The organism is Pseudomonas arvensis (assembly GCF_056688935.1).
The window spans coordinates 6,185,810-6,212,708 of record NZ_CP162038.1; the positions used below are offsets into that span (position 1 = coordinate 6,185,810).

27 protein-coding genes and 1 pseudogene are annotated in these 26,899 nt (G+C 62.3%); 15 read left to right on the top strand and 13 right to left on the bottom strand.

Going from position 1 to position 26,899, the window contains the following annotated elements; translation table 11 throughout:
* Positions 1-43 precede the first annotated feature (43 nt).
* The 3 genes and pseudogenes from AB3G88_RS28255 to AB3G88_RS28265 form a co-directional block, all read right to left on the bottom strand.
* Positions 44-688: a DUF1826 domain-containing protein gene (locus tag AB3G88_RS28255; protein ID WP_150674537.1), complete on the bottom strand. Its 645-nt coding sequence runs from the start codon at positions 686-688 to the stop codon at positions 44-46.
* Complete coding sequence (zigA, locus tag AB3G88_RS28260; RefSeq protein ID WP_099586087.1) at positions 688-1,893, bottom strand: zinc metallochaperone GTPase ZigA; 1,206 nt, start codon at positions 1,891-1,893, stop codon at positions 688-690. Before zigA ends, AB3G88_RS28255 begins: the two co-directional genes overlap by 1 nt.
* 27 nt (positions 1,894-1,920) lie before the next feature.
* Positions 1,921-1,998, bottom strand: a pseudogene (locus tag AB3G88_RS28265) (RNA polymerase-binding protein DksA); the annotation flags it as partial.
* A gap of 172 nt (positions 1,999-2,170) precedes the next feature.
* Here AB3G88_RS28265 and AB3G88_RS28270 point away from each other — a divergent pair.
* Positions 2,171-2,539: a glutamine synthetase gene (locus AB3G88_RS28270; protein ID WP_191946666.1), complete on the top strand. Its 369-nt coding sequence runs from the start codon at positions 2,171-2,173 to the stop codon at positions 2,537-2,539.
* Here AB3G88_RS28270 and AB3G88_RS28275 read toward each other — a convergent pair.
* Positions 2,536-3,747, bottom strand: coding sequence for an N-acetylmuramoyl-L-alanine amidase (locus AB3G88_RS28275; RefSeq protein WP_112192803.1), 1,212 nt, complete (start codon positions 3,745-3,747; stop codon positions 2,536-2,538). The two genes, AB3G88_RS28270 and AB3G88_RS28275, sit on opposite strands and share 4 nt — an antisense overlap.
* A 128-nt stretch (positions 3,748-3,875) precedes the next feature.
* Here AB3G88_RS28275 and folE2 point away from each other — a divergent pair, with 128 nt between their 5' ends.
* From folE2 to AB3G88_RS28310, 7 genes are read left to right on the top strand one after another with little or no spacing between them, the layout of a single operon-like run.
* Positions 3,876-4,766 carry a GTP cyclohydrolase FolE2 gene (gene folE2 / locus AB3G88_RS28280; RefSeq protein WP_158879266.1) on the top strand — a complete coding sequence of 297 codons (891 nt, stop codon included), beginning with the start codon at positions 3,876-3,878 and terminating at the stop codon, positions 4,764-4,766.
* Positions 4,763-5,431, top strand: a complete 669-nt coding sequence (locus AB3G88_RS28285; protein WP_099586091.1) for a metal ABC transporter ATP-binding protein — start codon at positions 4,763-4,765, stop codon at positions 5,429-5,431. Before folE2 ends, AB3G88_RS28285 begins: the two co-directional genes overlap by 4 nt.
* Positions 5,431-6,297 (top strand): metal ABC transporter permease, encoded by an 867-nt coding sequence (locus AB3G88_RS28290; protein ID WP_099586092.1) that lies wholly within the window; start codon positions 5,431-5,433, stop codon positions 6,295-6,297. The genes AB3G88_RS28285 and AB3G88_RS28290 overlap by 1 nt, the downstream gene beginning before the upstream one ends.
* Before the next feature lie 11 nt (positions 6,298-6,308).
* Positions 6,309-7,187: a metal ABC transporter substrate-binding protein gene (locus AB3G88_RS28295; RefSeq protein ID WP_480452625.1), complete on the top strand. Its 879-nt coding sequence runs from the start codon at positions 6,309-6,311 to the stop codon at positions 7,185-7,187.
* A complete protein-coding gene (gene hisI / locus AB3G88_RS28300; RefSeq protein ID WP_099586094.1) occupies positions 7,184-7,597 on the top strand; it encodes a phosphoribosyl-AMP cyclohydrolase in 414 nt (137 codons plus the stop codon). The genes AB3G88_RS28295 and hisI overlap by 4 nt, the downstream gene beginning before the upstream one ends.
* Positions 7,594-8,154 carry a gamma carbonic anhydrase family protein gene (locus tag AB3G88_RS28305; protein ID WP_048721911.1) on the top strand — a complete coding sequence of 187 codons (561 nt, stop codon included), beginning with the start codon at positions 7,594-7,596 and terminating at the stop codon, positions 8,152-8,154. The genes hisI and AB3G88_RS28305 overlap by 4 nt, the downstream gene beginning before the upstream one ends.
* Positions 8,155-8,157: 3 nt before the next feature.
* The gene (locus AB3G88_RS28310; RefSeq protein WP_480452628.1) at positions 8,158-9,495 is read left to right on the top strand and encodes a dihydroorotase; all 1,338 of its coding nucleotides are present in this window, start codon (positions 8,158-8,160) and stop codon (positions 9,493-9,495) included.
* Here AB3G88_RS28310 and AB3G88_RS28315 read toward each other — a convergent pair.
* On the bottom strand, positions 9,492-10,013 hold the full coding sequence (locus tag AB3G88_RS28315) for a DUF3617 domain-containing protein (RefSeq protein WP_112192808.1): 522 nt from the start codon (positions 10,011-10,013) through the stop codon (positions 9,492-9,494). The two genes, AB3G88_RS28310 and AB3G88_RS28315, sit on opposite strands and share 4 nt — an antisense overlap.
* Positions 10,014-10,143: 130 nt before the next feature.
* Here AB3G88_RS28315 and cls point away from each other — a divergent pair, with 130 nt between their 5' ends.
* A complete protein-coding gene (gene cls / locus AB3G88_RS28320) occupies positions 10,144-11,583 on the top strand; it encodes a cardiolipin synthase (protein ID WP_112192809.1) in 1,440 nt (479 codons plus the stop codon).
* Between the two features lie 47 nt (positions 11,584-11,630).
* Here cls and cfaB read toward each other — a convergent pair whose 3' ends face one another.
* From cfaB to hflK (AB3G88_RS28360), 8 genes are all read right to left on the bottom strand, one after another.
* Complete coding sequence (gene cfaB / locus AB3G88_RS28325; RefSeq protein WP_480452631.1) at positions 11,631-12,815, bottom strand: C17 cyclopropane fatty acid synthase CfaB; 1,185 nt, start codon at positions 12,813-12,815, stop codon at positions 11,631-11,633.
* An 86-nt stretch (positions 12,816-12,901) separates the two neighbouring features.
* Positions 12,902-13,690, bottom strand: a complete 789-nt coding sequence (locus AB3G88_RS28330; RefSeq protein ID WP_480452633.1) for an HvfC/BufC family peptide modification chaperone — start codon at positions 13,688-13,690, stop codon at positions 12,902-12,904.
* The gene (gene bufB / locus AB3G88_RS28335) at positions 13,681-14,526 is read right to left on the bottom strand and encodes an MNIO family bufferin maturase (RefSeq protein ID WP_112192812.1); all 846 of its coding nucleotides are present in this window, start codon (positions 14,524-14,526) and stop codon (positions 13,681-13,683) included. The genes AB3G88_RS28330 and bufB overlap by 10 nt, the downstream gene beginning before the upstream one ends.
* Before the next feature lie 65 nt (positions 14,527-14,591).
* Positions 14,592-14,843 (bottom strand): BufA2 family periplasmic bufferin-type metallophore, encoded by a 252-nt coding sequence (gene bufA2 / locus AB3G88_RS28340; protein WP_099586101.1) that lies wholly within the window; start codon positions 14,841-14,843, stop codon positions 14,592-14,594.
* Between the two features lie 117 nt (positions 14,844-14,960).
* Positions 14,961-16,847: a cation-translocating P-type ATPase gene (locus AB3G88_RS28345; protein WP_480452636.1), complete on the bottom strand. Its 1,887-nt coding sequence runs from the start codon at positions 16,845-16,847 to the stop codon at positions 14,961-14,963.
* Positions 16,844-17,878 (bottom strand): protease modulator HflK, encoded by a 1,035-nt coding sequence (gene hflK, locus AB3G88_RS28350; protein ID WP_191946658.1) that lies wholly within the window; start codon positions 17,876-17,878, stop codon positions 16,844-16,846. Before hflK (AB3G88_RS28350) ends, AB3G88_RS28345 begins: the two co-directional genes overlap by 4 nt.
* Positions 17,875-18,864 carry a protease modulator HflC gene (hflC, locus tag AB3G88_RS28355; protein WP_371926585.1) on the bottom strand — a complete coding sequence of 330 codons (990 nt, stop codon included), beginning with the start codon at positions 18,862-18,864 and terminating at the stop codon, positions 17,875-17,877. Before hflC ends, hflK (AB3G88_RS28350) begins: the two co-directional genes overlap by 4 nt.
* A 9-nt stretch (positions 18,865-18,873) precedes the next feature.
* Positions 18,874-20,778: a protease modulator HflK gene (gene hflK / locus AB3G88_RS28360; protein ID WP_480452638.1), complete on the bottom strand. Its 1,905-nt coding sequence runs from the start codon at positions 20,776-20,778 to the stop codon at positions 18,874-18,876.
* Between the two features lie 433 nt (positions 20,779-21,211).
* Between hflK (AB3G88_RS28360) and AB3G88_RS28365 the strand changes: the two genes are divergently transcribed.
* The 6 genes from AB3G88_RS28365 to AB3G88_RS28390 are packed head-to-tail and all read left to right on the top strand — an operon-like array spanning position 21,212 to position 26,892.
* On the top strand, positions 21,212-21,829 hold the full coding sequence (locus AB3G88_RS28365) for a CDP-alcohol phosphatidyltransferase family protein (RefSeq protein ID WP_099586106.1): 618 nt from the start codon (positions 21,212-21,214) through the stop codon (positions 21,827-21,829).
* 10 nt (positions 21,830-21,839) lie between these two features.
* A complete protein-coding gene (locus tag AB3G88_RS28370; RefSeq protein WP_480452641.1) occupies positions 21,840-23,594 on the top strand; it encodes a bifunctional alpha/beta hydrolase/class I SAM-dependent methyltransferase in 1,755 nt (584 codons plus the stop codon).
* A 2-nt stretch (positions 23,595-23,596) separates the two neighbouring features.
* Positions 23,597-24,895 (top strand): phosphatase PAP2/dual specificity phosphatase family protein, encoded by a 1,299-nt coding sequence (locus tag AB3G88_RS28375; protein WP_480452643.1) that lies wholly within the window; start codon positions 23,597-23,599, stop codon positions 24,893-24,895.
* Positions 24,885-25,328: a hypothetical protein gene (locus tag AB3G88_RS28380; protein ID WP_122306941.1), complete on the top strand. Its 444-nt coding sequence runs from the start codon at positions 24,885-24,887 to the stop codon at positions 25,326-25,328. Before AB3G88_RS28375 ends, AB3G88_RS28380 begins: the two co-directional genes overlap by 11 nt.
* A 9-nt stretch (positions 25,329-25,337) precedes the next feature.
* The gene (locus AB3G88_RS28385; RefSeq protein ID WP_099586110.1) at positions 25,338-25,958 is read left to right on the top strand and encodes a lysophospholipid acyltransferase family protein; all 621 of its coding nucleotides are present in this window, start codon (positions 25,338-25,340) and stop codon (positions 25,956-25,958) included.
* 1 nt (position 25,959) lies between these two features.
* Positions 25,960-26,892, top strand: a complete 933-nt coding sequence (locus AB3G88_RS28390; protein WP_032885177.1) for a phosphatidate cytidylyltransferase — start codon at positions 25,960-25,962, stop codon at positions 26,890-26,892.
* Positions 26,893-26,899 lie beyond the last annotated feature (7 nt).

A 26,899-nucleotide genomic window follows, 5' to 3' on the forward strand; every position in this document is an offset into this window, starting at 1 on the left:
AGGGGCATCGTTCAGACCGTGTAGAGCGTTTGATCCTACGCGGTTACGCGAGCCAATCCAGCGTCAGAATCAATCGGCGCTCATCCGCTTTCAGGCCGGGTGAGCGATGGATCAGGCCGTGGCCTTCGTTGCCATGCCATTTGGTGCCCTTGAGCAGGGCGACTTCACCGCACTGAATCTGCTCGATGCGCTCGCTGGGTTCGGCGTCCGGCTGGCTGAGCTTGCGCCGGTCCATCACGCCTTCACGCAACCACTGGCTGCCGACACCCGCATAGGTGGTGATCAACCGTACCGGCACATGATCGACGTGAAAACGTGGGCACATGGCTTTATCCAGCAGCCGCAGGCGCACGCCGATGCGCTTGGCGCCGAGCAGGCAGGCGAAGGCACTGACCAGCCATGACACATCGGCGACAAAGCCTTCATAACCCTCAAGATCACGGCAACTGGACGCCAATCCCTGCAAGTTCGGCTCGGCGTCTTCGCTGTTGAGCTCAATCACCATCGAATCAGCCAACGGCTCGTTAAGTGCCACCAGCAAGGCGCCGAACTCGGCAATATGCAGCGGCAACTGACGCTGCCACAGCGCCAGGTTCACGCCGTCCTCAAGGATGTCGGACAGCGCCAGCGGGGTTTCACCACGGGTCTGGCGAATCACGGGGCGCAAGGGGATAACCGGTGCCAGCATCAGGCTGCCTCTTCATACCAGGGACCAAACGGATCAGCCAGCAGGCGCCAACCTTCGACGCCCAGGGCCATTTCTTCATCGTTGAGCAGGCACGCATCCAACTCGGCGCGCATGTGGGCGAAGTCGATGTTCTGCCCGATAAACACCAGTTCCTGACGGCAGTCGCCGGTGCTGAGTTGCCAGTTGCCCATGATTGCCGCGACGCTTTCTTCATCCTGGGGCCATTGGCTTTTCGGCACGAAACGCCACCAGCGCCCGGCAAACCCGTGACGCATCAGGCCGCCGGCCTGGGACCAGCTGCCGGCGTCCTGATGTTTGCTGGCCAGCCAGAAAAAGCCTTTGGAGCGCAGCAATTTGCCGTTCACCCAAGGCCGGTCGATAAAGTCGAAGAAGCGTTGCGGATGGAACGGGCGGCGTGCGCGATAGGCGGTGGATGCGATGCCATATTCTTCGGTTTCCGGCACATGCTCACCGCGCAACTCTTGTAGCCAGCCTGGCGCTTGGGCGGCGCGTTCAAAGTCAAAGCGGCCGGTGTTGAGGATCTTGTGCAGCGGCACCTCGCCCATGACCATCGGGATGATTTGTGCCTGGGCGTTGAGGCGCTCAAGGATGGCAATCAACTCTTCGCGTTCGCTGCTACTGATCAGGTCGATCTTGCTGATCAAGATCACATCGGCGAATTCGATCTGCTCGATCAACAGGTCGGTGATCGAGCGCTCGTCCTCTTCGCCAAGGGTTTCGCCCCGTGAGGCCAGGCTTTCGGCGGCCTGGTAGTCGAGCAGGAAGTTCATGCCGTCGACGACCGTGACCATGGTGTCCAGGCGTGCGACATCGGCCAGGCTCTGGTCGTTTTCATCGCGAAAGGTGAAGGTTTCGGCCACGGGCAACGGTTCCGAGATACCGGTGGATTCAATCAACAGGTAATCGAACCGACCTTCCTTGGCGAGCTTTCCGACCTCTTCCAGCAAGTCTTCACGCAGGGTGCAGCAGATACAGCCGTTGCTCATCTCCACCAGTTTTTCTTCGGAGCGATTAAGCGTGACGTCGCGCTGCACCTCACTGCCGTCGATGTTGATTTCACTCATATCGTTGACGATCACTGCCACACGCAGATTTTCGCGGTTACGCAGCACATAGTTGAGCAATGTGCTTTTACCGGCGCCGAGAAAGCCGGACAACACGGTAACGGGGAGACGATTGGGCATCAGGTATTCCTCATCAGGGTCGGCCGGTCAAATCGCCCGTTTATGGCGTTCGCGCAGCTCTTCACGTTCTTTGGCTTCGATACACAGGGTGGTTCGCGGAAGAAGCCCTGCTGGGCTTCATTCATGTAGTCAGCAGGTCTTGTTCGGTCATGGGGAGCGGGTCACGGGTCAGGCTGTGCTTTTATGTTATAGTATAACAATACAAATAAGCCAATCCCCCTTGCTCGCTGCGACGAAGGGCGCAATGCTTGAACACCTCCCAGCCCCGAGAAACCTTATGAAATACCTGGTGTGCGCCCTGTTATTGGCAGCGGCAGGGCCTGCTTGTGCACAAGCGCCGAGTCCGCTGGCCACCTGCACGCGCAGCGCCAACGTGCTGGCCTGTGTCGACCCGCTGGGCAACGCCTACAGTGTGGCGACGGTGGGCAACACCACGTATTTGCGCGGCTTCGAAGTAGCCGGCAAACGCTATTGGGCACAGACCAACAGCCGGTATGGGCAACTGACGTTTTTCACTGGCCTGGCCTCGGATGGGGAGGCGTGGGTCGGCTACACACGCCGCGTGGGCTGGACCACGATCAATCGGTTCTCCAGCTCCGGAGGGGCCAGCGCCAAGTTCACCTGTAGCCGGATTACCGGCTGCTAGGCCCGAGGATTCTTCTGTTCCTGAACCCACGCCATGTAGCTGTTCATTGGCGGGTTCTTCTGGAAGTAGTTTTTCAGGCCATCGAACAAACCATCCGCCACCGCCTGTTGATGGCGCGCCGTCACCAGGCGCTGGGCGTCCCGGGTGTTGGAGATAAAGCCCGTCTCCACCAGGATCGATGGCACATCCGGTGACTTGAGCACCGCGAACCCGGCCTGTTCCACGCGCTTCTGATGCAGGCTGGTGATGCTTTGCAGACTGCCCAACACCGAGCTGCCCAGTTGCAGGCTGGAGGCAATGGTGGCGTTCATCGACATGTCGAGAATCACCCCGGCCAGCATCGGGTCCTTGTCCTTGAGATTGAGCAACGTGGTGGCGCCCAGCAGGTCCGCGCCGTTTTCACGCTGGGCCATAAAACGCGCCGTGGCCGAAGTGGCGCCGCCCTCCGACAGCGCATACACCGAGGCCCCCGATGCCGTAAGCCGTGGCGCGGCATCGGCGTGCACCGAGATAAACATATCGGCCTTGTGCTGGCGGGCGATGTCCACGCGCTTGCGCAGCGGTACGAAGAAGTCGTCGTTGCGCACCAGTTTCACGTCAAAGCCCTTCTCGCGTTTCAGGCGCTTGGCGAGCAGTTGGGCGATGGACAACACCACGTCTTTTTCGCGCTGGCCCTTGGAGCCGATGGCGCCCGGGTCTTTGCCGCCGTGGCCGGGGTCGACCACCACCATGATGTCGCGCTTGGGATGCGCCTTGTCCACCGGCGCCGCCAAGGGCGCAGGTTCAGCGGCGATTTGACGGGGCGCCTGAGTGGCACTGGTGAGATCGAGTACCAAGCGATGCCCCTGACCTTCCTGCGGCGGCAATATAAAGCTGTTGAGCTGCATCGGTGCGGCCAGGTCGAGCACGATGCGCGTATCCGCCTTGCCGAAATGCCCCGAACGAATCGAGGTTATCCCACTGTTCTTCAACTCAAGTTGAGAAAAATCACCACTGAGCCCCGCACCGCTGAGGTCGATGATCAGGCGCTCCGGCGCGGTCAGGGAGAAGGTCTTGTACTGCACCGGACCGCTGAGGTCGAACACCAGCCGCAGCTTGTCGTTTGAGCGCCATAAACGCGCATTACGAATCTGCGTGGCGTGCGCCGTAAACGGCAACACAAAAAAGGGGCTGGCCAGGAGCAGATTGAGAAGCTGACGTCTGTGCATGACAAATACCGCAAATAAAGGAGCGTCCGTACTCGACATGACTGAAAAAAGGCTAGGACAGAAAATTCATCGTCGACTCTATTGTTATACTATAACATGTCGAATTATTTCCAACGATGGACCTGCTCATGAACGCGCTGACTCTGCCGGATATCGCCGCGCAGGCTTCACGCCAAGCCTTGCCACTCGACTGGGTGGGCATGTGCGGCATCGCCCTGCCAATCCTCATCGACGGTCAGCGTCTGACCGCCACCGCCGATGCCGGTGTGAGCCTGGACGACGGCACCGCCCGTGGCATTCATATGTCACGCTTGTACCTGGCGCTGGAAATGCTCGACCAGCAGCCCCTTACGCCTGCACTTCTGCGCAATGTACTGCAGCGCTTTCTCGACAGTCATGAAGATTTATCTAAGAACGCCTACCTGCGTATCCATACGAATTTGCTGCTGAAACGCCCGGCGCTGGTGAGCCCTTTGGCCGGTTGGAAGAGCTATCCGGTCAGCATCGAAGCCCGCCTTGAAAATCAGATGTTCCACGTGGAACAAAAAATTGACGTGACTTACTCCTCGACTTGCCCCTGTTCCGCAGCCCTTGCCAGGCAGTTGATTCAGCAGCAGTTTCTCGAAGATTTCGCCGACAAGCCGTTGCAGCATGAAGCTGTGCTGACTTGGCTCGGCAGCGCCAATGGGATCATCGCCACGCCCCACAGCCAGCGCAGCAGCGCCCAGCTTCACGTACACCTGCAAGGCGATCATCTGGCGCTGACTGATCTGATCAACGACGCCGAAGCTGCCCTCGGCACCGCCGTACAAACCGCCGTGAAACGTGCGGACGAACAAGCCTTCGCCCTGGCCAACGGGCAGAACCTGATGTTCTGCGAAGACGCCGCCCGCCGCCTGAACCTCGCCTTGAAACGCTCGGATGCCGTCAAAGCCTTCCACCTGAAAGTGATCCACGCCGAAAGCCTGCACGCGCACGATGCCGTGGCTGAAAGCCGCTGGACGAGACAGCCTGAATGATCACCTGCACCACGTTACGCTGGGGCGCCCCCGGCCAACCGCTCACACCCGCCGTGGATTTCACCTTGGAAAAAGGCAGCCTCACGGGCGTTATCGGTCCCAACGGCTGCGGTAAAAGCAGCTTGCTGAAAGTGATCGCCGGGCTGCAAAAGCCGCTGGCCGGCAAGGTGATCGTGGATGTTCCACGCCGTGGCGGCCTGGCGTTCCTGCCTCAGCAGCAACACCTCGACCGTCAGTTCCCCATCAGCCTGCAAGAGTTAGTCGCCGCAGGTTTCTGGGGCACCCAACTCACCTCGCAGCAACGCAGCCAGCGCCTGCACACGGTGCTGGAAGACTGGTGCCTCAGTGGCCTGGAACAGCGCCCATTGATGGCGTTGTCCGGCGGCCAATTGCAACGCGCGCTGCTGGCCCGTATGAGCCTGGCCGAGTCGCCGGTGTTGTTGCTGGATGAACCCCACGCGGCCCTCGATGAAGAGGGCCAGGCGCTGTGCTGGAAACATATCCACGCCTGGCATGCCGAAGGCCGCACGCTGGTCATCGTTTGCCACGACTTGACGTCCGTACGCCACCACACCGAGCACGTGCTGCATATCAAAAGCACCGGCTGTGTGTTCGGCAATAGCAAAGAGCTGATCCGCCCGCAGCCCCAGATGCAGGTGGCCTGATGCACTTCGCCGCCCACCTGTGGATGCCCTTCGTCGATTTCGTGTTTATGCGCCGCGCCCTGATCGGCGGGCTGGTGCTCGCATGCAGCACCGCGCCGCTGGGCGTTTTCCTGATCCTGCGCCGCATGAGCCTGATCGGTGACGCCGTGGCCCACGGCATACTGCCCGGCGCTGCGCTGGGCTTCTGGTTCGCCGGGCTCAGCCTGCCGGCGCTGACCATCGGCGGCCTCGGTGCCGGCTTGAGCATGGCCGGCCTGTCCGCTTGGATCACCCGGCGCACCGGCCTGCGCGAAGACGCCAGCCTCGCCGCCATCTACCCGATTTCACTCGCCGCCGGCGTACTGATCCTCGGCATCGCCGGCAAGCGCCTGGACCTCTTGCACCTGTTGTTCGGCTCCGCCCTGGCCGTCGACGCCACCACCCTCACCGGCATGCTCTGGGTGTCCGGGTTCAGCCTGCTCGCCATGGGGCTGATCTACAAACCGCTGCTGCTCGATACCCTCGACCCGCTGTTCCTGCAAACCGTCAGCCGTCTCGGCCCGCTGGCCCATGGGCTGTTTTTGACCCTGGTGGTACTGAACCTGGTGATCGGCTTCCAGGCCATCGGCGCGTTGATGGTGGTGGGTTTGATGATGTTGCCGGCCATCGCTTCACGTTTCTGGAGCCGGCGCCTGCCGGTGTTGATTGCGGTATCGGCGGTGCTGGGATGCCTGTCGGTGTGGCTTGGCTTGTTGTTGTCGTTCTACTACTCACTGCCCAGCGGCCCGGCGATTGTGCTGGTGGCTGGCGCGGGGTACCTGCTGTCCGTGGTCTTCGGTCCGGTGCACGGTTTGCTGCGCCGCCCGCCCCTGCTTACATCCCAATGAGGTGTTTCCCGATGCGCGCTCTACTCGTGCTGTTCAGTCTGCTGCTGCCGCTGTCGATGGCCCAGGCCGCCGACAAACTCCAGGTGGTCACCAGCTTCAGTATTCTCGATGACATCACTCACCAGATCGGTGGCGATCACATCCAGATCAGCAACATGGTCGGCCCGGATGCCGACGCCCACACCTACGAGCCCACGCCGGACGACGCCAAGGCGCTGCTCAAGGCCAAGCTGATCATCAAGAATGGTCTCGGTTTCGAACCTTGGCTGGACCGCCTGGTCACCAGCACCGAAACCAAAGCCACAGTAGTCACCGCCAGTAAGGGCGTGATCTCCCACACCATGGAAGAAGACGGCGAAACCATCCCCGACCCGCACGCCTGGCACAACCTGGCCAACGCTGAAATCTACGTGAACAACATCACCAAGGCTCTGGTGGCCGCCGACCCAGCCAATACCGCCGATTACCAGCGCAACAGCCAAAGCTACCTGAAGGAAATCTATCGCCTGCTGGCCGAAGCCAAGACCAAGTTCGGTGCCCTGCCACCCGGCAACCGCCGCATTGTCACCTCTCATGACGCCTTCGGTTACCTGGGACAGGCCTATGGCATTCAGTTCTTGGCGCCGCAAGGCTTGTCCACCGAACGTGAGCCTTCCGCAGCCGAAGTCGCTGCGCTGATCACCCAGATCCGCAAAGACAAGGTCAAGGCCGTGTTCATGGAAAACATCAAGGACTCGCGTCTGCTCAAGCAGATCGCTGACGAAAGCGGCGCGCAGATCGGCGGCACGCTGTACTCCGACGCCCTCGCCGCCGAAGGCCCCGCCAGCACGTTTACCGGACTGTTCGAATACAACCTCAACACCTTGTGCGCTGCCCTGAGCAAGCCATGAACCTGAGCATGCTCGAACTGGAAGGGGCGGCCATCGGCAGTCGCTTTCCACTCAAACCGGTGCTCGACGCGCTGGCGTGGAACAGCGATGGCTTGATCGCCGCCATCGCCCAGCAACACGGCAGCGGCGCGGTGTTGATGCTGGCCTGGATGAACCGCCAGGCCCTCAACGAAACCCTCGCTACCGGGCAAGTCTGCTATTGGTCGCGCTCGCGCCAGCAACTGTGGCGCAAAGGCGAAAGCTCCGGTCACTGGCAACAGTTGGTAGAAGCGCGCCTGGATTGCGACGGCGACGCGGTGCTGCTGATCGTCAACCAACTCGGCCCTGCCTGCCATACCGGCCGGCCCACCTGTTTCTACAACGCCATCGATGGCGACCACGTCCACATCATCACGGAGCCCAGCGCATGATCCGCAAGAACCCTTCCGGCGATCTGCCAGTGATTGCCGAATCGGCCTACGTCGACAAAACAGCCATCATCTGCGGCAAGGTCATCATCGGCGAGAACGTCTTCGTTGGCCCATACGCGGTGATCCGCGCCGACGAAGTCGACGCCAGCGGCGCCATGGACCCGATCACCATCGGCGCCAATTCCAATATCCAGGACGGCGTGGTGATTCACTCCAAATCCGGCGCGGCAGTCACCATCGGCGAATTCACCTCCATTGCCCACCGCTCCATCGTCCACGGCCCGTGCTCGGTGGGCGATCGCGTGTTCATCGGCTTCAACAGCGTGCTGTTCAATTGCGCCGTGGGCGACGGTTGCGTGGTGCGCCACAACTCGGTGGTCGATGGCCGCGACTTGCCGGCCGCGTTCTACGTGCCCTCCACCACCCGCATCGGGCCCAACACCGACCTGTCGCAATTTCCGCCGGTGAGCGTCAGTGCCTCGGAGTTTTCCGAAGACGTGGCACGCACCAACGTTGATTTGGTGCGCGGCTACAAAGCCCTGCAAAACGAGTTCTGAACCATGAGCCGCCTGCTGATCCGCAACGCCCGCCTGGTCAATGAAGGCCAGATTTTCGACGCCGATGTGCTGGTCGCCAACGGCCGTATCGAGAAGATCGCCAGCAGCATCACCGGCTGCAATGCGCCGCTGGCCATCGACGCCAAGGGCCAATGGCTGCTGCCGGGCATGATCGACGACCAGGTGCACTTTCGCGACCCCGGCGCGCCGGACAAAGGCAGCTTTTACAGCGAGTCCCGTGCGGCGGTGGCTGGCGGCATCACCAGCGTGATGGACATGCCCAACACCAACCCGGCCACCCTTAACCTGGAAGCCCTGGCCGATAAAAAGCGTCGTGCGGCCCTGCACTCGGTGGCCAACTACAGCTTTCACTTTGGGGTGAGTAACGACAATCTCGACACCGTCGCGGCCCTCGACCCCTGTGAGGTGGCCGGAGTCAAAGTGTTCATGGGCGCTTCCACCGGCAATATGTTGGTGGACGATCCACGGATTCTGGAGCGCCTGTTTGCCGAAGTGCCGACCATCCTGCTGGCCCACTGCGAACACACGCCAAGTATCCAGGCCAACGAACTGCGCTTGCGCGAGCGTTTCGGCGACGACATCCCCGCCGTCGCCCACCCGCTGATCCGCGATGCCGAGGCCTGCTATCGCTCGTCGTCTTTCGCGGTGGAGTTAGCAAAGCGCCACGACACACGCTTGCATGTGCTGCACCTCACCAGCGCCCGGGAACTGGCACTGTTCGACGACAAGCCCCTGGCACAAAAACGCATCACCGCTGAAGTCTGCATCCATCACTTGCTGTTCGATGACCGCGACTATCACCGCCTCGGCCATCAGATCAAATGCAACCCGGCGATCAAGACCCGCGCCGACCGCGACGCGCTGCGCCAGGCGTTATTGAGTGATCGTCTGGATGTGATTGGCACTGACCATGCGCCGCATACCTGGGCGCAAAAACAGCTGGCGTATCGTGAAGCGCCGTCAGGGTTACCGCTGGTGCAACATGCGCTGCCGGCGTTACTGGAGTTGGTGGCAGACGGCCTGCTGCCGCTGACTACGCTGGTCGCCAAGACCAGCCACCGGGTCGCCGACCTGTTTGCTATCCCGGACCGCGGTTATCTACGCGAAGGGTATTGGGCCGACCTGGTGCTCATCAAACCCGAGCCCGAAGGCAAGCCGGTGAGCGAAGAACCGATCCTCGCCCGCTGCGGCTGGACGCCTTTTGCAGAACGCAGCTTTCGCCACAGCGTCAGCACCACCCTGGTCTCCGGCCACCTGGCCTGGCACAACGGCCAGGTGGTCGACAGCTGCCAGGGTTTGCCGCTGCATTTCTTGCGTTAGGCGCGGGGTTTGACCGTGCCGCAGTCGTTGCCCAACCACTGCGCGTGGGTGTCCAGGCTGCCCTTCTGCTGAATGCCGGTGGCATTGAAGGTACCGTTGACGGTGGTGGTGAATTCTTTCTGGCTCTGGAAAGTGGCGACACCGGTGCCCTGGGCTTTCGGGCAACTGAAGCGGAATTTCCACTGGTTGCCGGTCTTGTCGGTCACCTCCTGTTTGCAGCCCGATTGCGGGTCGGTCAGGGGGATCGAGTCAGACGCGACCTGCGCCGGCGTCAGGCACACCTGCACGCCTTTGCCGGCCATGGTGATGCCCTGCTTTTCGAGCATGGCACGTTGTTCAGGGGTCATTTGTTGCTTGAGCTGACCGAGGATCAGGGACAAGTCCGGCAGGTCCTGGTTATCGACTTTCATATTGCTGGTGGTCAATTCCCACAAGCCCGGCGCCAGCATCTGCGCCTGCGCTGCCACCGGCAGCGACAAACCAACAACCAAGGACAAGCAGAGCAGACGAGCATTCATCGGGTAACTCCTGAGCAATTGTGGGCGTTAGACGCTGCAAAGGCGCCAGTGTTGCACGCCAAATAAAATAGCGACATTCACAGCCGAACATGGTCTGTTAGGCATTGGATTGCCTGGAGTACCGACGTCCATGGATTTCTTCGGCCCGCACCTGCTCGCCTACGTCATCGCCACACTGCACTTTCTCGGGACTCTCGCCGCGATCCACGCGGTGTTGACCGTCAGGACCGCCCAAGGCTCGATCGCCTGGGCCTTGTCGCTGATGTTCATGCCCTACCTCACGCTGATTCCCTACCTGATCTTCGGCCGCAGCACCTTCGACGCCTACATCCAGGCCCGTCGCCAGGCCAACCAGGAAATGCACACCGCCATCACCGAGCTGAACTGGCGCCCCTGGGTCGAAGAAGCCCTGGCCGCGCGTAACTCCAGTGCCTATGCTTCTTTGCGCGCCATGCCCAAGCTGGGCCGTATGCCGTGCCTGGCCAACAATGAAGTACGCCTGCTGGTGAATGGCGACGCCACCTTCAGCGCGATCTTCGACGCGATCCGTACCGCCAGGACGGCCGTGCTGTTCCAATTTTTCATCATTCATGACGACCAACTTGGCCGGCAACTTCACGCGCTGCTGAAGGAAAAAGCCGCCCAAGGCGTGAGCATCTACGTGCTCTACGACCGCATCGGCAGCCACGCCCTGCCCCATCGCTACGTGCAATCGCTGCGCGACGCCGGGGTGCAGGTCAAGGCTTTCGCGACCCGCAGTGGCTGGCTCAACCGCTTCCAGGTCAACTTCCGCAACCATCGCAAAATCGTGGTGGTGGATGGCATCACCGGGTTTGTCGGCGGCCATAACGTGGGGGATGAATACCTGGGCAAAAAACCGCCGTTGGCGCCGTGGCGCGATACCCATGTGCAGGTGAAGGGCCCGGTGGTGGCGTGCCTGCAGGAGTCGTTTGCCGAAGACTGGTTCTGGGCGGCGCGGGAACTGCCGCCGCTGATTCTGCCGGACGCCTACCCCGAAGACGGTGTGCTCTGCCAATTGCTCGCCAGCGGCCCGGCCGATCCGTATGAAACCTGCTCGCTGTTTTTCGTCGAGGCCATTCACGCAGCGACCGAACGGGTGTGGATCACCAGCCCGTATTTCATCCCCGACGAAGCCGTGTTTGCCGCCCTGCGCCTGGCGGTGCTACGCGGTGTGGACGTACGCCTGCTGCTGCCGTCGCGGCCGGATCACCGCATTGTGTATGCCGCCTCCAGCCTCTACGCCATCGAAGCCGTGCGCGCCGGGGTGCGAGTGTTCCGCTACACGCCGGGGTTTCTGCATCAGAAGGTGGTTTTGGTGGACAGCGAAATCAGCGCCATCGGCAGTGCGAATATGGACAACCGCTCGTTCCGGCTGAATTTTGAAGTGATGTTGCTGACCGTCGATGAAGCCTTTGCCAAAGAGGTGGAACAGATGCTGCTGGATGACTTCGCACAGGCCCATGAAGTCAGCCAGGAAGAAAGCCGCGAAACCCGGCGCCTGCAACAACTGGGGATGCGAGTGGCGCGCTTGATCTCACCCATCCTTTAACCAGATAACACAAAACAAAATGTGGGAAGGGGCAAGCCCCCTCCCACTCAGCGGTACAGATCCTCCCGCGTCCACGGCAGTTCATGGCTGCCATCGGCATAGGGCTTGACCGCCAGGATCTGGTGCAGGTTGATCCAACCCCGTGCAAACGCATAGGCGCAACCGGCCAAGTACAAGCGCCAGATACGCAACGCCTGCTCCGGCACCATCTTCGCCGCTGCCTCCAGGTTGTCTTCCAGCCGCTCGCTCCAATGGTCCAGGGTGCGGGCGTAATGCAGGCGCAGGCTTTCGACGTCGACCACTTCCAGCCCGACTTCGCTGATTTCGGCGGTCATCATCGCCAAGTGTGGCAGCTCACCGTTGGGGAACACGTAGCGCTCGATAAACTCACCTGCGCCACGGCCCACCGGGCGGCCGTCGGTGTGCTTGGCGGTGATGCCATGGTTCATCACCAGGCCGCCTTCACGCACGGTGCCGAACAGGGTCTGGCAGTACTGTGCCAGGTTGGCGTGGCCGACGTGTTCGAACATGCCCACGCTTACCACTTTGTCGAAACGGCCATCCTGGGGCAGATCGCGGTAGTCCAGCAGTTGCAGGTCGATCTGGTCGTCCAGGCCCTCGGCGCTCACCCGCTCCCGAGCCAATGCCAACTGCTCCTTGCTCAAGGTGATACCAAACACCTTCACCCCGAATTCCCGCGCCGCAAAACGCGCCAGCCCGCCCCAGCCGCACCCGACGTCGAGCAAATACTCGCCCGGCTGCAAGCGCAGCTTGCGGCACAGGTGGCGGAATTTGTCTTGTTGGGCCTGGTCGATGGATTCGCTGCCGGTTTCGAAATAACCGCAGGAGTACGCCATGTCCTGGTCCAGCCACAGCTGGTAGAACGCGTTGGACAGGTCGTAATGGTAGGAAATGGCCGCGGCGTCGGTGGCCTTGTCGTGGATCGAGCGCACCGGATGACTGCCACCGTCGTCCTCGACTAGAGCATGACTGAGCTCATCACACACCCGGATCACTTCGCTGATAGAGCCTTCCAGTTCCAGTTTGCCCTCGACGAAGGCTTCGCCCAATGAGTCGAGCGTGGGATGGGTCAGTTGCGAGACGACCGTGGGGTCCTTCACCACGATGGTCACACTGGGCTCGGGGCCCAAGTTGAATTCATGGCCATCCCAGAGTCGCAGACGCAGCGGTAGCTGAAGATTCTGTAAGGCCGGTGGAAGTTGCGCGAGCATGAGTAGTCCCCCCTTGTTTCAGACGTCTGAAATGAGGGTAGACCATCCCAATAAAAGTAGGAGGCTATCGATTTGATAGCCCGCTTCTATGGAGCTCGGCGCTGGAGCAAACCGTCCTGGACCCACTGTTTCAGCCATGTAACAGCCTGCAGCGGCGCACCCTCTGCATAAGTGACTGCCAGTTGCTCGCACAGTTCTGCGAAGGTCCAACCGGTCGTCACCATGCCGGACAATGCAAAGGCCTCTGCGGGTTCCAGGCTGCGGTAATGGCACACATGCAAATGGCGCCATACCAGGCAAATCTGTGCGAGGTCCAAGCTGTGGCTGTCGGGGAAGTCCGTGCCATCCTTGCTGGCACGCCAGATGGCGACGCTGTTGAAGTGGCACAGTCGCTGTTGCACGGACGGCATCAGGGTGACTTGCAAACCGGGCCAATCCTCAGGCGGCAGCAGCGCCATGTCATTCAGGGTCAGCGGTTGGCCTTCCAGCGCATCGAACGCCAGGGTGAAGGCCCACTCCAACTGGGCCAGCTCCGCCAACGGTGCACTTTGCTCGGCCACCAGATGCTCGTGGATAAACGCCGGCAAGCGCTCGCCGAGCCAACGCAGGCTGTAATGGGCCGACGGATAACGGCGTACATACGCATGGGTCAGCGCGGCAAACTCATCATCCCCCAGCCAATACAGGATGGCGCTGAAGTCATGCCGCAACACCTCCTGCAACCGTGCGATATAGGCGTTGTGGTAGATCGCCAGGCCCGTGTCCACATCCAGCGTTGGCCCGCCGAGTAAGGTCGCGGCGAAGCCACTGTTGGCATCCGGCGTTTGCGCTAATAAATGCTGTTCGAAGGCCAACTGCCAATCGGTCAGGCGCATAGCGCTCTCCTGGCCAAGGCCGTGGCGCCCAGTTCGCGGGCTTTGCTCAACTCGGTGAGCAGCTCCTCGAATGGCGGAAAATGGTCATCGCGCTCCAACAATGTCGAGACCGGCCCCAAATGCTCCAGCGTCTGTTGATACAGCGCCCACACCGGATCACATACCGGGTGGTCGTGGGTATCGACTACGTAGTCGCCATAGTCCATATGCCCCGCCAGATGCAGCTGGCGAATGCTGTCGGGCGGCAAGTTGCGGATAAAGGTCCAGGCATCGAAGCCATGGTTGCGCGAACTGACGTACACATTGTTCACGTCCAACAGCAACTGGCAGCCCGACAGATGGGCCAGGGCGTTGAGGAATTCCCACTCGGTGAACTCATCCGACTTGGCGCGCACATAACTGGAGACGTTTTCCAACACCAGCGGGCGCTGCAGTACGTCCTGCACTTGGCGAACGCGGCTGGCGACGTGATAAAGGCTTTCTTCGGTGTAAGGCAGGGGCAGCAGGTCATGCAACTGGTGCGCACTGCCCCGGCTCCAGCACAGGTGATCGGAAACCCACGCCGGCTGGATGCGCTCGGCGAGCTGTTTGATTTGTTTCAGGTAATCGATATCGAGGGCGTGCGGCCCGCCGATGGACAGGGACACGCCGTGCATGACCAAGGGATAGCGCTCGGCTATCGCGTCCAGGAAGTACAAGGCTTTACCACCCTGCACCAGATAATTTTCGGAGATCACTTCGAACCAATCCACGGCCGGCGATTGTTCAAGGATCTGCTGGTAGTACTCACTGCGTAAACCCAGGCCGTAACCCAGACTTGGAAGGGAAGCGGACATGACTGACTCCTGGGGAAAGTGTCCGCAGCGCAAGGGGCTGGCGCTGCGGTTGCACCCGTTGCCGGTTATTCGCCGACTTTGCCGCCAGCCGCGTCACACGCTGCCTTGGTCATGGACTTGAAGCCGTGGCCCTTGCAGACCGCTTGGCCTTTGCAGGCGTTTTCAGCGGTCTTGCAGTCGTTCATGCCTTTGCAGGAGGTCACACCGTAGCAGTGCACTGGCGCGTCAGCCGCTTGTACCTGGGTGGCAACACCGGCAAACATGGTAGCGGCGGCCATCGCCAGAGCAGCACCAGCAGCAGCGGATTTAATGTTCATTGTTAAAGTCCTCATGATCGGTAGGGGTGTCGGTCTGAACGGATTGCTCAGTCTCGACACACCACTAGAGTGAGGCCCCCCGACGGCGTTACAGCAGTGTGCAAAGATTTCTGAAAATTATTCGTCGAGCTTCAACAGCGGTTCGTGGAAGCGCAGCAAACGCCCGGCGTTTCCCAACACCAGCAACGTGCTGAGGTTGTGCAGCACCGCCGCGATCATCGCGCCTGCGGCACCCAGCCAGCCAAACGCGGCGAATACCACAATCGCCAGCGTCCAGCCCAGACCGATGATCACATTGACCTGCAACGTGTGCCGGCATTGGCGACTCAACCGGACACAGGTGCCCAGGCGGCGCAGGTCGCTGCCGATCAGCACCACGTCCGCCGAGGCCAGCGCGATGTCTGCCCCGCCCGTCCCCATCGCTACGCCAACCACCCCAGCCTTGAGCGCCAGGGAATCGTTGATCCCATCGCCCACCACCATCGGCCGGAAGCCGCTGCCGATTTCCCCCAGCACGCGGTTGAGCTTGTCCTCGGGCAACGCCTGGGCTTCGACATCGCTGATGCCCACGTCCAGGGCCAGGCTGTCGGCCACGCTTTGGCGGTCGCCCGTCAGCAGCAATTGGCGGCCCAGGCCCAGCTCGCGAAGCTCCTGCAAAGCTTGACGCGCTTCCGGCTTGACACTGTCGGCCAACAGCAGCCAGGCGAGAAATTGCCCGTTCAGCGCCAGCCCGGCAATCGGGCCGTCATGGTTGGGCACGCCCGTGGTGGCAATGCCCAACTGCGCGAACAACTCCGGCCGCCCAAGGGCCGCTTCGCCCTGCTCTGTGTGTGCCACGACGCCCAGGCCCTGGCGTTCGCGAATATCCGTGAGCGCCAGCATTTGGGCCTGAGTCGCCAACCCCGCCAACGCGCGGCTGACCGGGTGGCTACTGGCCGAACCAAGGCTGGCCGCAAGGTTTAGCAGCGCCTGGCGATCGGTCGAGGATGTCTCGATGGACTGCAATCGCAGCGTGCCATAGGTCAGCGTGCCGGTCTTGTCGACCACCAGTGAGGTCAAGTCCGCCAGCTCTTCCAGGAACGCCGAGCTGCGAATCAAAATTCCATGACGCGCCGCCACCGCGATCCCGGCAATCGCCGTGGCCGGTGCCGACAGCACCAACGCACACGGACACGCCGCCACCAACACGGCGAGCATCGCCTGGGCATCGTTGGTCACAAACCAGGTGACCGCCGCCAGCAGCAGCACCAGCACCATATAGCTGCCCGCGTAGCGCTCCAGCAGCCGCGTGATCGGTGGCTTGGACCGCTCAGCGTTCTGCATCAACGCGATGACCTTGCCCAAGGTCGACTCGTTGCCGGTGCGCGTCACTTCAAGACGCAGCAGGCCGTCGAGATTGATCGCCCCGCCAAATACCTGCACACCCACGCTTGCCTCCAAGGGCACCGACTCACCGGTGATCGGCGCCGTGTCCAGGCTCGCCTGGCCGGACAACACCACACCGTCGGCGGGCACGCGGTCACCGGCACGCACTTCGACGATATCGCCGGTGTTCAACGTACCGTTATCCACCTCGACAATGCTGCCGTCGGCCTGCACCAACCGCGCATGGCTGCGGGTCAGCTTGCCCAGAGCATGGATCGCTTCCTGAGAGCCGATCACGCTGCGCTCTTCCAGTACATGGCCGAAGATCATAATGATCGGCAGCAACGCCGCCGTCAGCAGATCGCCGGTGGCCCAGGCGCCGAGCATGGCCAAGGCGATAAGTTGATCGGTGATCCCATGCAAACTGGGGAACCGCAGGCTGTACCACGCCGAACGCATCACCGGCACGGCCACCAGCAGCGAAGCCACGCCCAGCAGCAGCTGACTGACGCCCGTCTGGTCCGGCGCCAGCCAGCGCCACACCAGGCCCAGTACGAGCAAGCCCAGCGCCAGCATGGCCAGGGTCAATTGCCGGGCAGCGCTGCGCTGCTCGGCGGAGGTCAACATAGGTGCGCTCATTGCTCGGCTCCCTGGATGATCAAGCGGGAGTCGTCTTTAGGGTCGACCGTGGTCACGGAACCCGCCTGGCCGAGAATCTTCGGCAGGCGCTCGCGGTACAGCCGCAGCAGCAAACCCGGGTCTTTGACCTGGGCGAGGCTGGCGACCGTGGCGGTTTGCGCCTTGGCACTGGCCAGGCGCTCGCTGGCCTGGGCGTGGGCAACCTGCACCACACGATCCGCTTGCTGATTGGCGGTTTGGGTGAGTTTTTCCGCTTCGGTGCGCGCATTGGCCACCGCTTTATCGGCTTGCTGACTGGCCGTCAGCACCGCATTGAACGCATTCACCGCCGGGCTCGGCAGGCTCGATTGCACGTCAACGCGAGTGACTTCGATGCCCAGGCCCAGGCCGCTGGAGGTCAACTCCGACAGCCGCTTATTGATGCCCTGCACCAGGTCACCGCGCAAGCGCTCCCGCCGTTCGGCGGCGCTGTTGTCGGTGCCGATCAGCTCCGGACGCGCCACCAGAATCGTGTCCAGATCCCGCGCCGCCGTCAGGGCCACGGCGCTGCGCGTGACCAGCCGATCCAAAGCCGGCAACACATGCTCGCCCTGCAGCACAAAGGAATACGGTTCGGTGACCTTGTAGAACACCCGCACATCCAACTGCACCACGCCGGCATCGCCAGTCAGCAGATAACCGGAACCGGCCAGCGCATCGCTCAGCGGCGTGGCGAAGCTGGCCACGCGGTCAGCCTGCACCGCCGCCTCCGAACGCAGCAGGTTTTCCACTCGCCGCTCGATCACGCGGTCGGCAGCCGGCAGCAACACCACTTGCTCAAAGGGCTGCGGCCAGGCCAACAGCAAGCCAGCATTCTGAATGCGGTCGAGGGCGCCGAAGTGCAGCACCACGGCGCGGTTCTGCGGGTCGATCTGGCGCACATTGGAAAATGCCCAGGCCAAGGCCGCCAACACGGTCACCGCGTACAGCGCCATGAAGGTCAGGCGCCCGGCCTGGATCCAGGGGCTGTCCGGGCTGTCACGCTCGGTCATGGCTGGACGTCCTTCGGCCCGTCCACCAGTGCGCGAAACGGCGCGGCGTCGGTGCGCAGGATGATCTTGGTGCCCGGCGTCACCACGGTGCCCAAGGTATCCAGCGAGCGCAGCAAGTTGTACAGCTGAGGATTGCCGGCGTAGGCCCGCCCGTAAATCTGCGCGGCCTCGACTCGCGATTGGGCTTCGATATCGGCGGCTTTGACTGTGGCGTCAGCCTGCACGATCCGCGCGTCGCGCTCGGCGGCGGAGCGGATCTGCGCTGCTTCGCGCTTGCCCACGGCGGTGCGTTCGGTGGCGATGGTTTCGCGCTCGGCACGCATACGGTCGACGGTGGCGGTGAGGGTCACCGACGGCAAGGTCAGGCGCTCGATGCCGACCTGGGCCACGCGCACGCCGTAGGTGGTGAGCAATTGCTGATCAATCTGCTGGCGTAATTGCGCTTCGAAATCGGCGATGCGCACTTGGCTGGCATCCGTATTGATCAGGCTGGACAGATCAAAACTGGCTGCCGTGGTTTCCAGCGCCGAGCCGACGAAGGTGCGGATCTGCCGCGCCGCCTCATCCGGCTGATTTTGTACTGCACGCATAAAGCGCTGCACATTGTCGGCATCGCCTTGCACCTGCCACGCCACATAGGCCTGCACGATGATGCGCAGGCCGTCGCGGGTGCCTACGTCCTGCAAGCCGCTGGAGGTCGTGCGCAGGCGCAGGTCCACCGGGATCGCCGCCTCGAACGGCGCCGGCCAGCGCCAGCCCAGACCCGGCTCCAGCAGCACCCGCGACGGGTTGCCGAACCGCGTGATCACCGTGGCTTCGCCGGAACGCACTTGCACCAGGCTGGCCGCTGCGACCGCAAACAACACCAGCAACGCGGCCCAGGCCATGCGCCGCCAAGGGAAAGGACCAGCAGCGTGCACGTCACCGTGGTGGTGGTGGCCATGATGATGGTGATGACCGTGATCGTGAGAATGAGCGCTCAACAGACAGACTCCTTATTGAACGGCGTTACGCGGCAGCGAGGGATCGGCCGGCAAGGTAAAAGAACGCAGATCGATCGTCGGTGCGCCATCGGCGCCCAGGCGATGATCCAGAATCAGCAGCCTGGCGTGGGCCAGACCTTGGCTGAGTTGGCCGAGGTACTGTTCCAGCACGAAGGCTTGGCCGGCGCTGGCGTAGGCTTTTTGTTCGGCGGTGAAACGCAGGTTGGCCGCCTGGGCGCCGGCATTCACTTCGTGGGCAGTCGCCGTGGCTTGATCGCGGGCGGTGCTGGCTTGCAGCAGGGCTTGGTTGGTCTGCTCGCTGGCCGCGCCACGTTCGCGGGAGATCAGGGCCTGGGCACCGATCTGCGCGGCTTGCACGCCGTGATAGGCATTGGCGGCGCCGGCCGGTGGGTGGATGGCTTCGACCACGGTGGCGAGGATTTCCACACCACTGTGGAGTTTGCGCAAATCCGCCTGCACGGCGCGGCCCACTTCGTCAGCCAGGCTGGTGCGTTGCTCGCCGAGCAATTCGTCGAGGGTGCGCGAAGCAAAATCGTGCACGAGGATGCGGCTGGCGGTGCTGCGGATCAGGCTCGGCACGTCCGCGCTGTTATAGGTGGCGGCCAGCGCAGCCTCGTCGGTCAGGCCGATGCGGTAGACGAAGCGCACATCCATATTGACGATCTGGAAGCCCTGTTTGTCGCCGCTGCTGCTGGCGATGACCTGGGATTTGTCGTTCACGTGGCTGGCGTCCCACAAGCGATTGGCAATCAACGGCGCCGGGCCTTCCGCTGCGGCCAACTCGGGCGAGGCGGCTTCTCTGACGCTGGTGGCCAGTTCGTGCACCACGCCGTTTTCCACCTTGATCACACGACCCAACGGCCACGGCAATCCGGCATGCAGGCCAGGGCCGAAGACCTGCACCGGTTTGCCGAAGCGCTCATAAATCCCACGGCCTTGCAGCGGCACTTCATGCACGCCGGTCAGCGCCCAGCCGACCGCCAGCACCACCAGCAGCACCGGCCAAAATGCGCGGCGCATGTAGGTAAAGGCCCAGATTTGCCGCAGGTCGATGCCGAAGCGGTTGTGCAATTCGTGCTGCAACGCCAGCAAAGGTTGTGGCGGCCAGCGCAGCAACCCGGCGATAAAACTTTGCGCCATCAGCCGCGGTTCGAGGTGCGGTTGGCGTGGGCTGAACAGTGACAACGCGCCTCTGAACAGAAACTCCACCGCGACCAGCGCCGGCAGCAGCCCCATCAATACCGCCAGGCGCAACGGCCACACAGACTCGGCGCCAGCAAACAGCAGGCACATCGCGCTGACCACCAGGCAACTGATCGCCACCCGGCTCACCTGCGCCAGCTGCGAAGCTTCCGGCCATTGCGCGGCGGTTTCCTGGGCCAGGCGTCGTTCGAACACCAGCAAGCCAAACGCCAGGGCCAAGGCCAGCGCGGCGCCGATGCTGGCGGATTGACCGACAGCTGCAGCCGGCAACGCCAGGTTCCAGAACTCGACGATGCTGACCAGCGCCAGCAGCGACCAACCCGCGAGCCAAAGCACGGGCGTGCCGATCTGTCCGACCAAGCGCCCTGCCAGGCGTGCATAGCGACCTGTTTCTTCCTGCTTCAATTCAACCGTCGGCGCTTCAAGCGCCTGGGCGCGCCAATCGGCTACCCACCACGCCGACTGCAGGCAGGCCACCAGCACCAGCAACGCCGAGGCGCAGTTGATCAGCACCACCGGCCAGATCGACACCGGCGCAAACAGCGCGACAAACAACGCCAGCACCCAACCGCCTACGGCCAGGACCGTCAGGCCGATACCGGCCTGGCGCAACCGACGGGCATGGAACAGCCCCTGCTGAAAACGCGGCAGGCCTTCAACCGAAGCGCCGTCAGCTTCTAGATCCACTTGCATCCCAACACGCCCGCTTGCACATAATTCGTTACGATATAACACGGGGCGTGAAATTTTTGTTCGATGAACAGCGTTTTAAGCGGTACATCGATCCAATGTGGGAGGGGGCAAGCCCTAATGCCAGTCAGTTAAGGGCGAACACCGTACCTGTGGCGAGGGAGCTTGCTCCCGCTGGGCCGCGAAGCGGCCCCAAAAATGGGACTGCTGCGCAGTCCAACGGGAGCAAGCTCCCTCGCCACAGGTTACTTTTTGCCCTTTTATCTCTTAACTGACCGGCATTAGGGCAAGCCCCCTCCCACATTTGTCCCTCAGTGCTCTCCAGATCGTGACTAAACCCCCATAAACACGCGCCATCACTGGTGAACACCGTGATTAATCGGCACACTCCAAGCCAGTTTTTCGCGGGCTCACGGACAAGGAAGCGTCACCCCCCATGATTTCGATCTATCAGCTCAAACCGCGTTTTCAAAACCTGCTGCGCCCCCTCGTGCAGCGCCTCTACGACAACGGCACCACCGCCAACCAGATCACCGTGCTGGCCGGGGTGATTTCCCTGCTGGTGGGCCTGCTGATCGCCAGCTTCGCCCACCACCTGTGGCTGTTTGCGCTGATCCCGCTGTGGATGATTGCGCGCATGGCCCTCAACGCCATCGACGGCATGCTCGCCCGTGAATTCGGCCAGCAATCGCGCCTGGGCGCCTACCTCAACGAACTGTGCGACGTGATCGCCGACAGTGCGCTGATCCTGCCCTTTGCACTGATCCCCGGCGTGAGCCTGGCGCCGGTGTTGCTGGTGGCCTTGCTCGCGGTGTTCAGCGAATACGCCGGTGTGCTCGGGCCGATGGTCGGTGCATCGCGGCGATACGACGGACCGATGGGCAAGAGTGATCGGGCCTTTGTACTCGGCGTGCTGGCCACCGGTGTAGCGCTGGGCTGGCTCGGCGCGGGTTGGGTCGACACGGTGATGTGGCTGGTCGCCGCCCTGCTCGCCTACACCCTGGTCAACCGCGTACGCCAAGGCCTGAAAGAAACCCCTTCCCCTTCTGCATAAGGATTTTGCGATGCGCGAACAGCAAGCACACACTTTCAGCACCCATGATGGCGTCGAGCTTTTTTACCGACATTGGCCGGCCACTTCCCCTGAGGAGGGCGAGCCACGCCAGGCGATCGTGCTGTTCCATCGCGGCCACGAGCACTCGGGGCGCATCGCCCATCTGGTCGATGAGCTGAACCTGCCCCAATTCGACTTCTTCGCCTGGGACGCCCGCGGCCACGGCCAATCCCCCGGCGAGCGTGGCGACAGCCCCAGCTTCGCCACCAGCGCCCGCGACGTGCAGACCTTCTGCGACCATATCGGCGCCACCTATGGCATCGAAGAGAAAAACTTCGCCGTCATCGCCCAAAGCGTCGGCGCGGTGATTGCGGCCACTTGGGTCCACGATTACGCGCCGAAAATCCGTGCGCTGGTGCTCGCCTCGCCAGCGTTCAAGGTCAAGCTGTACGTGCCGTTCGCCCGTCCGGGCCTGGCGCTGATGCGCAAGTTTCGCGGCAACTTTTTCGTCAACAGCTACGTCAAGGCCAAGTTCCTCAGCCATGATCCGGAGCGGGTGGCGTCCTACGACAGCGATCTGCTGATCACCAAGGCCATCTCGGTGAATGTTCTGCTGGGCCTGTACGAAGCGGCCGACCGGGTTGTAGCCGACGCCCAGGCGATCCAGGTACCGACTCAACTGCTCATCTCCGGCTCCGACTTCGTGGTGCATCGAAAGCCCCAACAACAATTTTTCGACCGCCTTGGCAGCCTGAAAAAAGAGCTGCACATCCTGCCCGGTTTCTTCCACGACACCCTTGGCGAACGTGACCGCGCCGTGGCGGTGAGCAGCGCCCGGCGCTTTATCCTGCAAAACTTTGCACACCCGCTGGACCGCGCCTCCCTGCTCGACGCCGATAAACTCGGCGCCACCTGCGCCGAGTCCGAATCCCTCGCCGCGCCGCTGCCGCGCAATTCCCTGCGCGACCTGTACTGGCGCATGACCCGCGCCAGCATGGGCCTGGGCAAGAACCTGTCGGATGGGGTGAAACTGGGCTTCGACACCGGTTTCGACTCCGGCAGCACCCTGGACTACGTGTACCGCAATACGCCCACCGGCAAGGGCGGCCTGGGGCGGATGATCGACACCAACTACCTCAATTCCATCGGCTGGCGCGGCATCCGCCAGCGCAAGCTCAACGTCGAGGAACTGCTGCGCCTGGCCATGGCCAAGCTGCGTGGCGATGATCGCGAAGTGCGTATCGTCGATATCGCCGCCGGCCACGGGCGTTACATCCTGGAAGCCTTGCAGGGCGTGTCGCCGCTGCCGGAATCGATTCTGCTGCGCGACTACAGTGACATCAACGTACGCGACGGTGGCGCGCTGATCCGCGAGAAAGGCCTGGGAGACATCGCGCAATTCGTCAAAGGCGATGCGTTCGACCGCGCCGATCTGGCCGCTCTGGACCCCAAGCCGACCTTGGCCGTGGTGTCCGGGCTGTATGAATTGTTTGCCGATAACGCCATGGTCGGCGGTTCCCTGGCCGGCCTTGCCGAAGCCGTGGAGCCCGGTGGTTACCTGGTGTACACCGGCCAACCGTGGCACCCGCAACTGGAACTGATCGCCCGCGCATTGACCAGCCACCGCCAAGGCCAGGCCTGGGTGATGCGCCGCCGCAGCCAGGCAGAAATGGATCAATTGGTGGAGGCCGCAGGTTTCCGCAAGATCACCCAGCGTGTGGATGAGTGGGGCATCTTTACCGTGTCCCTGGCACAGAAGATCTGAACATGCGCGAACCCGGTTTGTTGAAACCCGCAGTGCTGTGGCTGCTACTGCTGGCACCGCTGTTTTTCAGCACCTACGGCTTTGCCACGTGGGTCACCAGCCAGCGCAGCGACGTGGGCACGCTGGTGTTCGGCTGGGAAACCCATATGCCGTTCTGGGCCTGGACCATCGTGCCCTACTGGTCCATCGACCTGCTGTATGGTTTCTCGCTGCTACTGCCGAGCACCCGTCACGAACTCAAGCAACATGCGCTGCGCCTGCTGAGTGCCCAAGTGATTGCGGTGAGCTGTTTCCTGATCTGGCCGCTGCGCTTCACCTTCGAACGGCCGGAGCTGGATGGCGTGTTTGGCTGGCTGTTTGCGGTGCTGGCGGGCTTCGACAAGCCGTTCAACCAGGCACCGTCGCTGCATATCGCGCTGCTGGTAATCTTGTGGGTCATGTTCCAACGTCATACCCAAGGTTTCTGGCGCTGGCTGGTGCATGGCTGGTTCGCGCTCATCGGGATTTCGGTGCTGACCACTTATCAACATCACTTTATCGACTTACCCACAGGCGCCCTCGCCGGCTGGCTGTGCGTGTGGTTGTGGCCGCTGGAACATCCGAGCCCGCTGCTGAATGCACGACTTGCCCGAGATGCGAAGCGCTGGCGGCTGGGCGTGCGTTACGGCTTGGGCGCGCTGGCGTTGATCATCCCGGCCTTTAGCCTTGGCGGGTGGTGGCTGTGGCTGCTGTGGCCAGCGGTTTCCCTGGGGTTGGTCACGGCGAATTACTGCGTGCTGGGGGCTGCGGGTTTCCAGAAGCGCGCCGATGGCCGGCTCACACCCGCCGCTCGCTGGTTGTATGCGCCCTATCTGGTGGGCGCCTGGATCAACTCCCGGCTGTGGACACGCAAACATCCACAGCCTGACCAGATTGTGGATAACGTTTGGCTGGGGCGGATTCCTACCGCAAAGGAGCAGGGTTCGTTCAGCGCCATCGTCGATCTCTGCGCCGAACTGCCGATTAATCCACAGGGGCGCGCCTATCAATGCATTCCCGTGCTGGACCTGATCGCACCGACACCCGCCGAATGCCTGCAAGCGGCTGAGGCCATCGAACGCCTGCGTGCAAGCGGCTCGTTGCTGGTGTGCTGCGCCCTGGGCTACTCACGCAGCGCCACTGCTGTCGCCGCGTGGTTGTTGCACAGTGGGCGAGCCACCACGGTGGACCAAGCGCTGACTATTATTCGTACAGCGCGGACCGATGTGGTCCTGCACCCCGCTCACCGTGAAGCGTTGGAGGGTTTGCCCCATGCCCGCTGATATGGAACTCCAGGTCGTCGCCAGCCTGCTGCGTCGTGGCCGCTCGCTGGATCAGTTATCCACAGGCCTGACCGTGGCCGGTGTGTTGTTCGGCCTGGCGCAATTGCTGATGCCGAGTGTTACGCCGATCTGCCTGTTGCTCAGCCTGTGGATGATCATCCTCGGGCTGTTGCAAAAGTACTGGGCGCTGCGTGTGGCCTTCGACGCCGACCTGTTCGCGTTGCTGGCCCGTGATACTGAGCGCACCGCCGACCTCGACCAGGCGCTGCAAACTCTCGGCCTGCAATCGCCCAAGCGTGCCGGCCGCCCCTGGACCGAGCGCCGTCGCGGCGCCCTCAAACTGTTGCGCAAACAAGCCTGGCTGCTGGGCGCGCAAGCGCTGCTGACCCTGGGCGTGATCCTCGCCAGCCCTTGGCTGCCTTTCGCCGGATAAGGAATCCCCATGTTCGAACCCGTGGTCGCCACGCTGATTACCTCCATGGCCCGCACCGTCACCGGGGCCCGCAGCCTGTGGCTGGGGTGTGCGCCGGTGCCGGTGCAACGCATCTATTTCGCCAACCACAGCAGCCACGGCGACTTCGTGCTGCTGTGGGCCTCGTTGCCGCAAAACCTGCGCAAATTCACGCGCCCGGTGGCCGGCAGCGATTACTGGAATAAAAGCGCGCTGCGTCGCTACATCATCAACCGGGTGTTCAACGGCGTGCTGATCGATCGCGAACGCAAAGAGCCTGTGGATAACCCTTTGCAGCCGATGCTCGCCGCCCTGGAAGGCGGCGATTCGTTGATCATCTTCCCTGAAGGCACGCGCAATCCGGAGGACGGCTTGCTGCCGTTCAAAAGCGGGCTGTACCACCTGGCAAAAAGTTACCCACAGGCCGAATTGATCCCGGTGTGGATCGCCAACCTCAACCGGGTCATGCCCAAGGGGCGGGTCTTGCCGCTGCCGTTGTTATGCACAACCAGCTTTGGTGCGCCACTGCAACTGGAGGACGGTGAAGACAAGGCGCTGTTCCTGGCCCGTACCCGCGACGCCTTGCTCGCCCTCGCCCCGGAGCATGTCTGACATGGATAGCCAAACCCTGATGTTATTCGGCGGGATCGGCGCGATCCTGGTGCTCGCCTCGCTGATCGGCCTGATCCTCAAACTGCGCACCCGTGGCACGCCAAACGCGGTAATCGACAACCTCAACGCCCGCATCAACGCCTGGTGGGTGATGGTGGTGGTGATCGGCATCGCCTTCTGGCTCGGCACCGGCGCGGTGATCCTGTTGTTCTACGCGGTGTCGTTCTACGCCCTGCGCGAATTCCTCACCCTCACGCCGACCCGGCGCAGCGACTACCCGGCGCTGGTGGCGGCGTTTTACCTGGCGTTGCCACTGCAATACCTGCTGATTTATTCGGACTGGTACGGGCTGTTCTCGATCTTCATCCCGGTGTACGTGTTTTTGCTGCTGCCGATCCTCGCCTCGCTGGGCGGCGACACCACGCACTTCCTGGAACGTGCCTCAAAAGTGCAATGGGGCCTGATGATCGCGGTGTTCTGCGTGTCCTTCGTCCCGGCGTTGCTGACGCTGGACATCCCCGGCTACGAAGGCCGCAACCTGCTGCTGATCGCCTACCTGGTGATCGTGGTGCAACTGTCAGACGTGCTCCAGTACGTGTGTGGGAAATTATTCGGCAAACACAAGATCGCGCCCAACCTGTCGCCGTCTAAAACCGTGGAAGGCTTTGTCGGCGGGATTTTGCTGTCATCGCTGATAGGTGCGGCGCTGTGGTGGACCACACCGTTCAACCCGTGGCAGTCGTTTTTGATTGCGCTGCTGATCAACCTGCTGGGGTTTGCCGGTGGGATTGTGATGTCGGCAATCAAGCGCGACCGGGGCGTGAAAGACTGGGGTCACATGATCGAAGGCCATGGCGGGATGCTGGATCGGTTGGATTCGGTGTGTTTTGCGGCGCCGATCTTCTTCCACCTGGTGCGCTACTGGTGGACGTGACCCCACC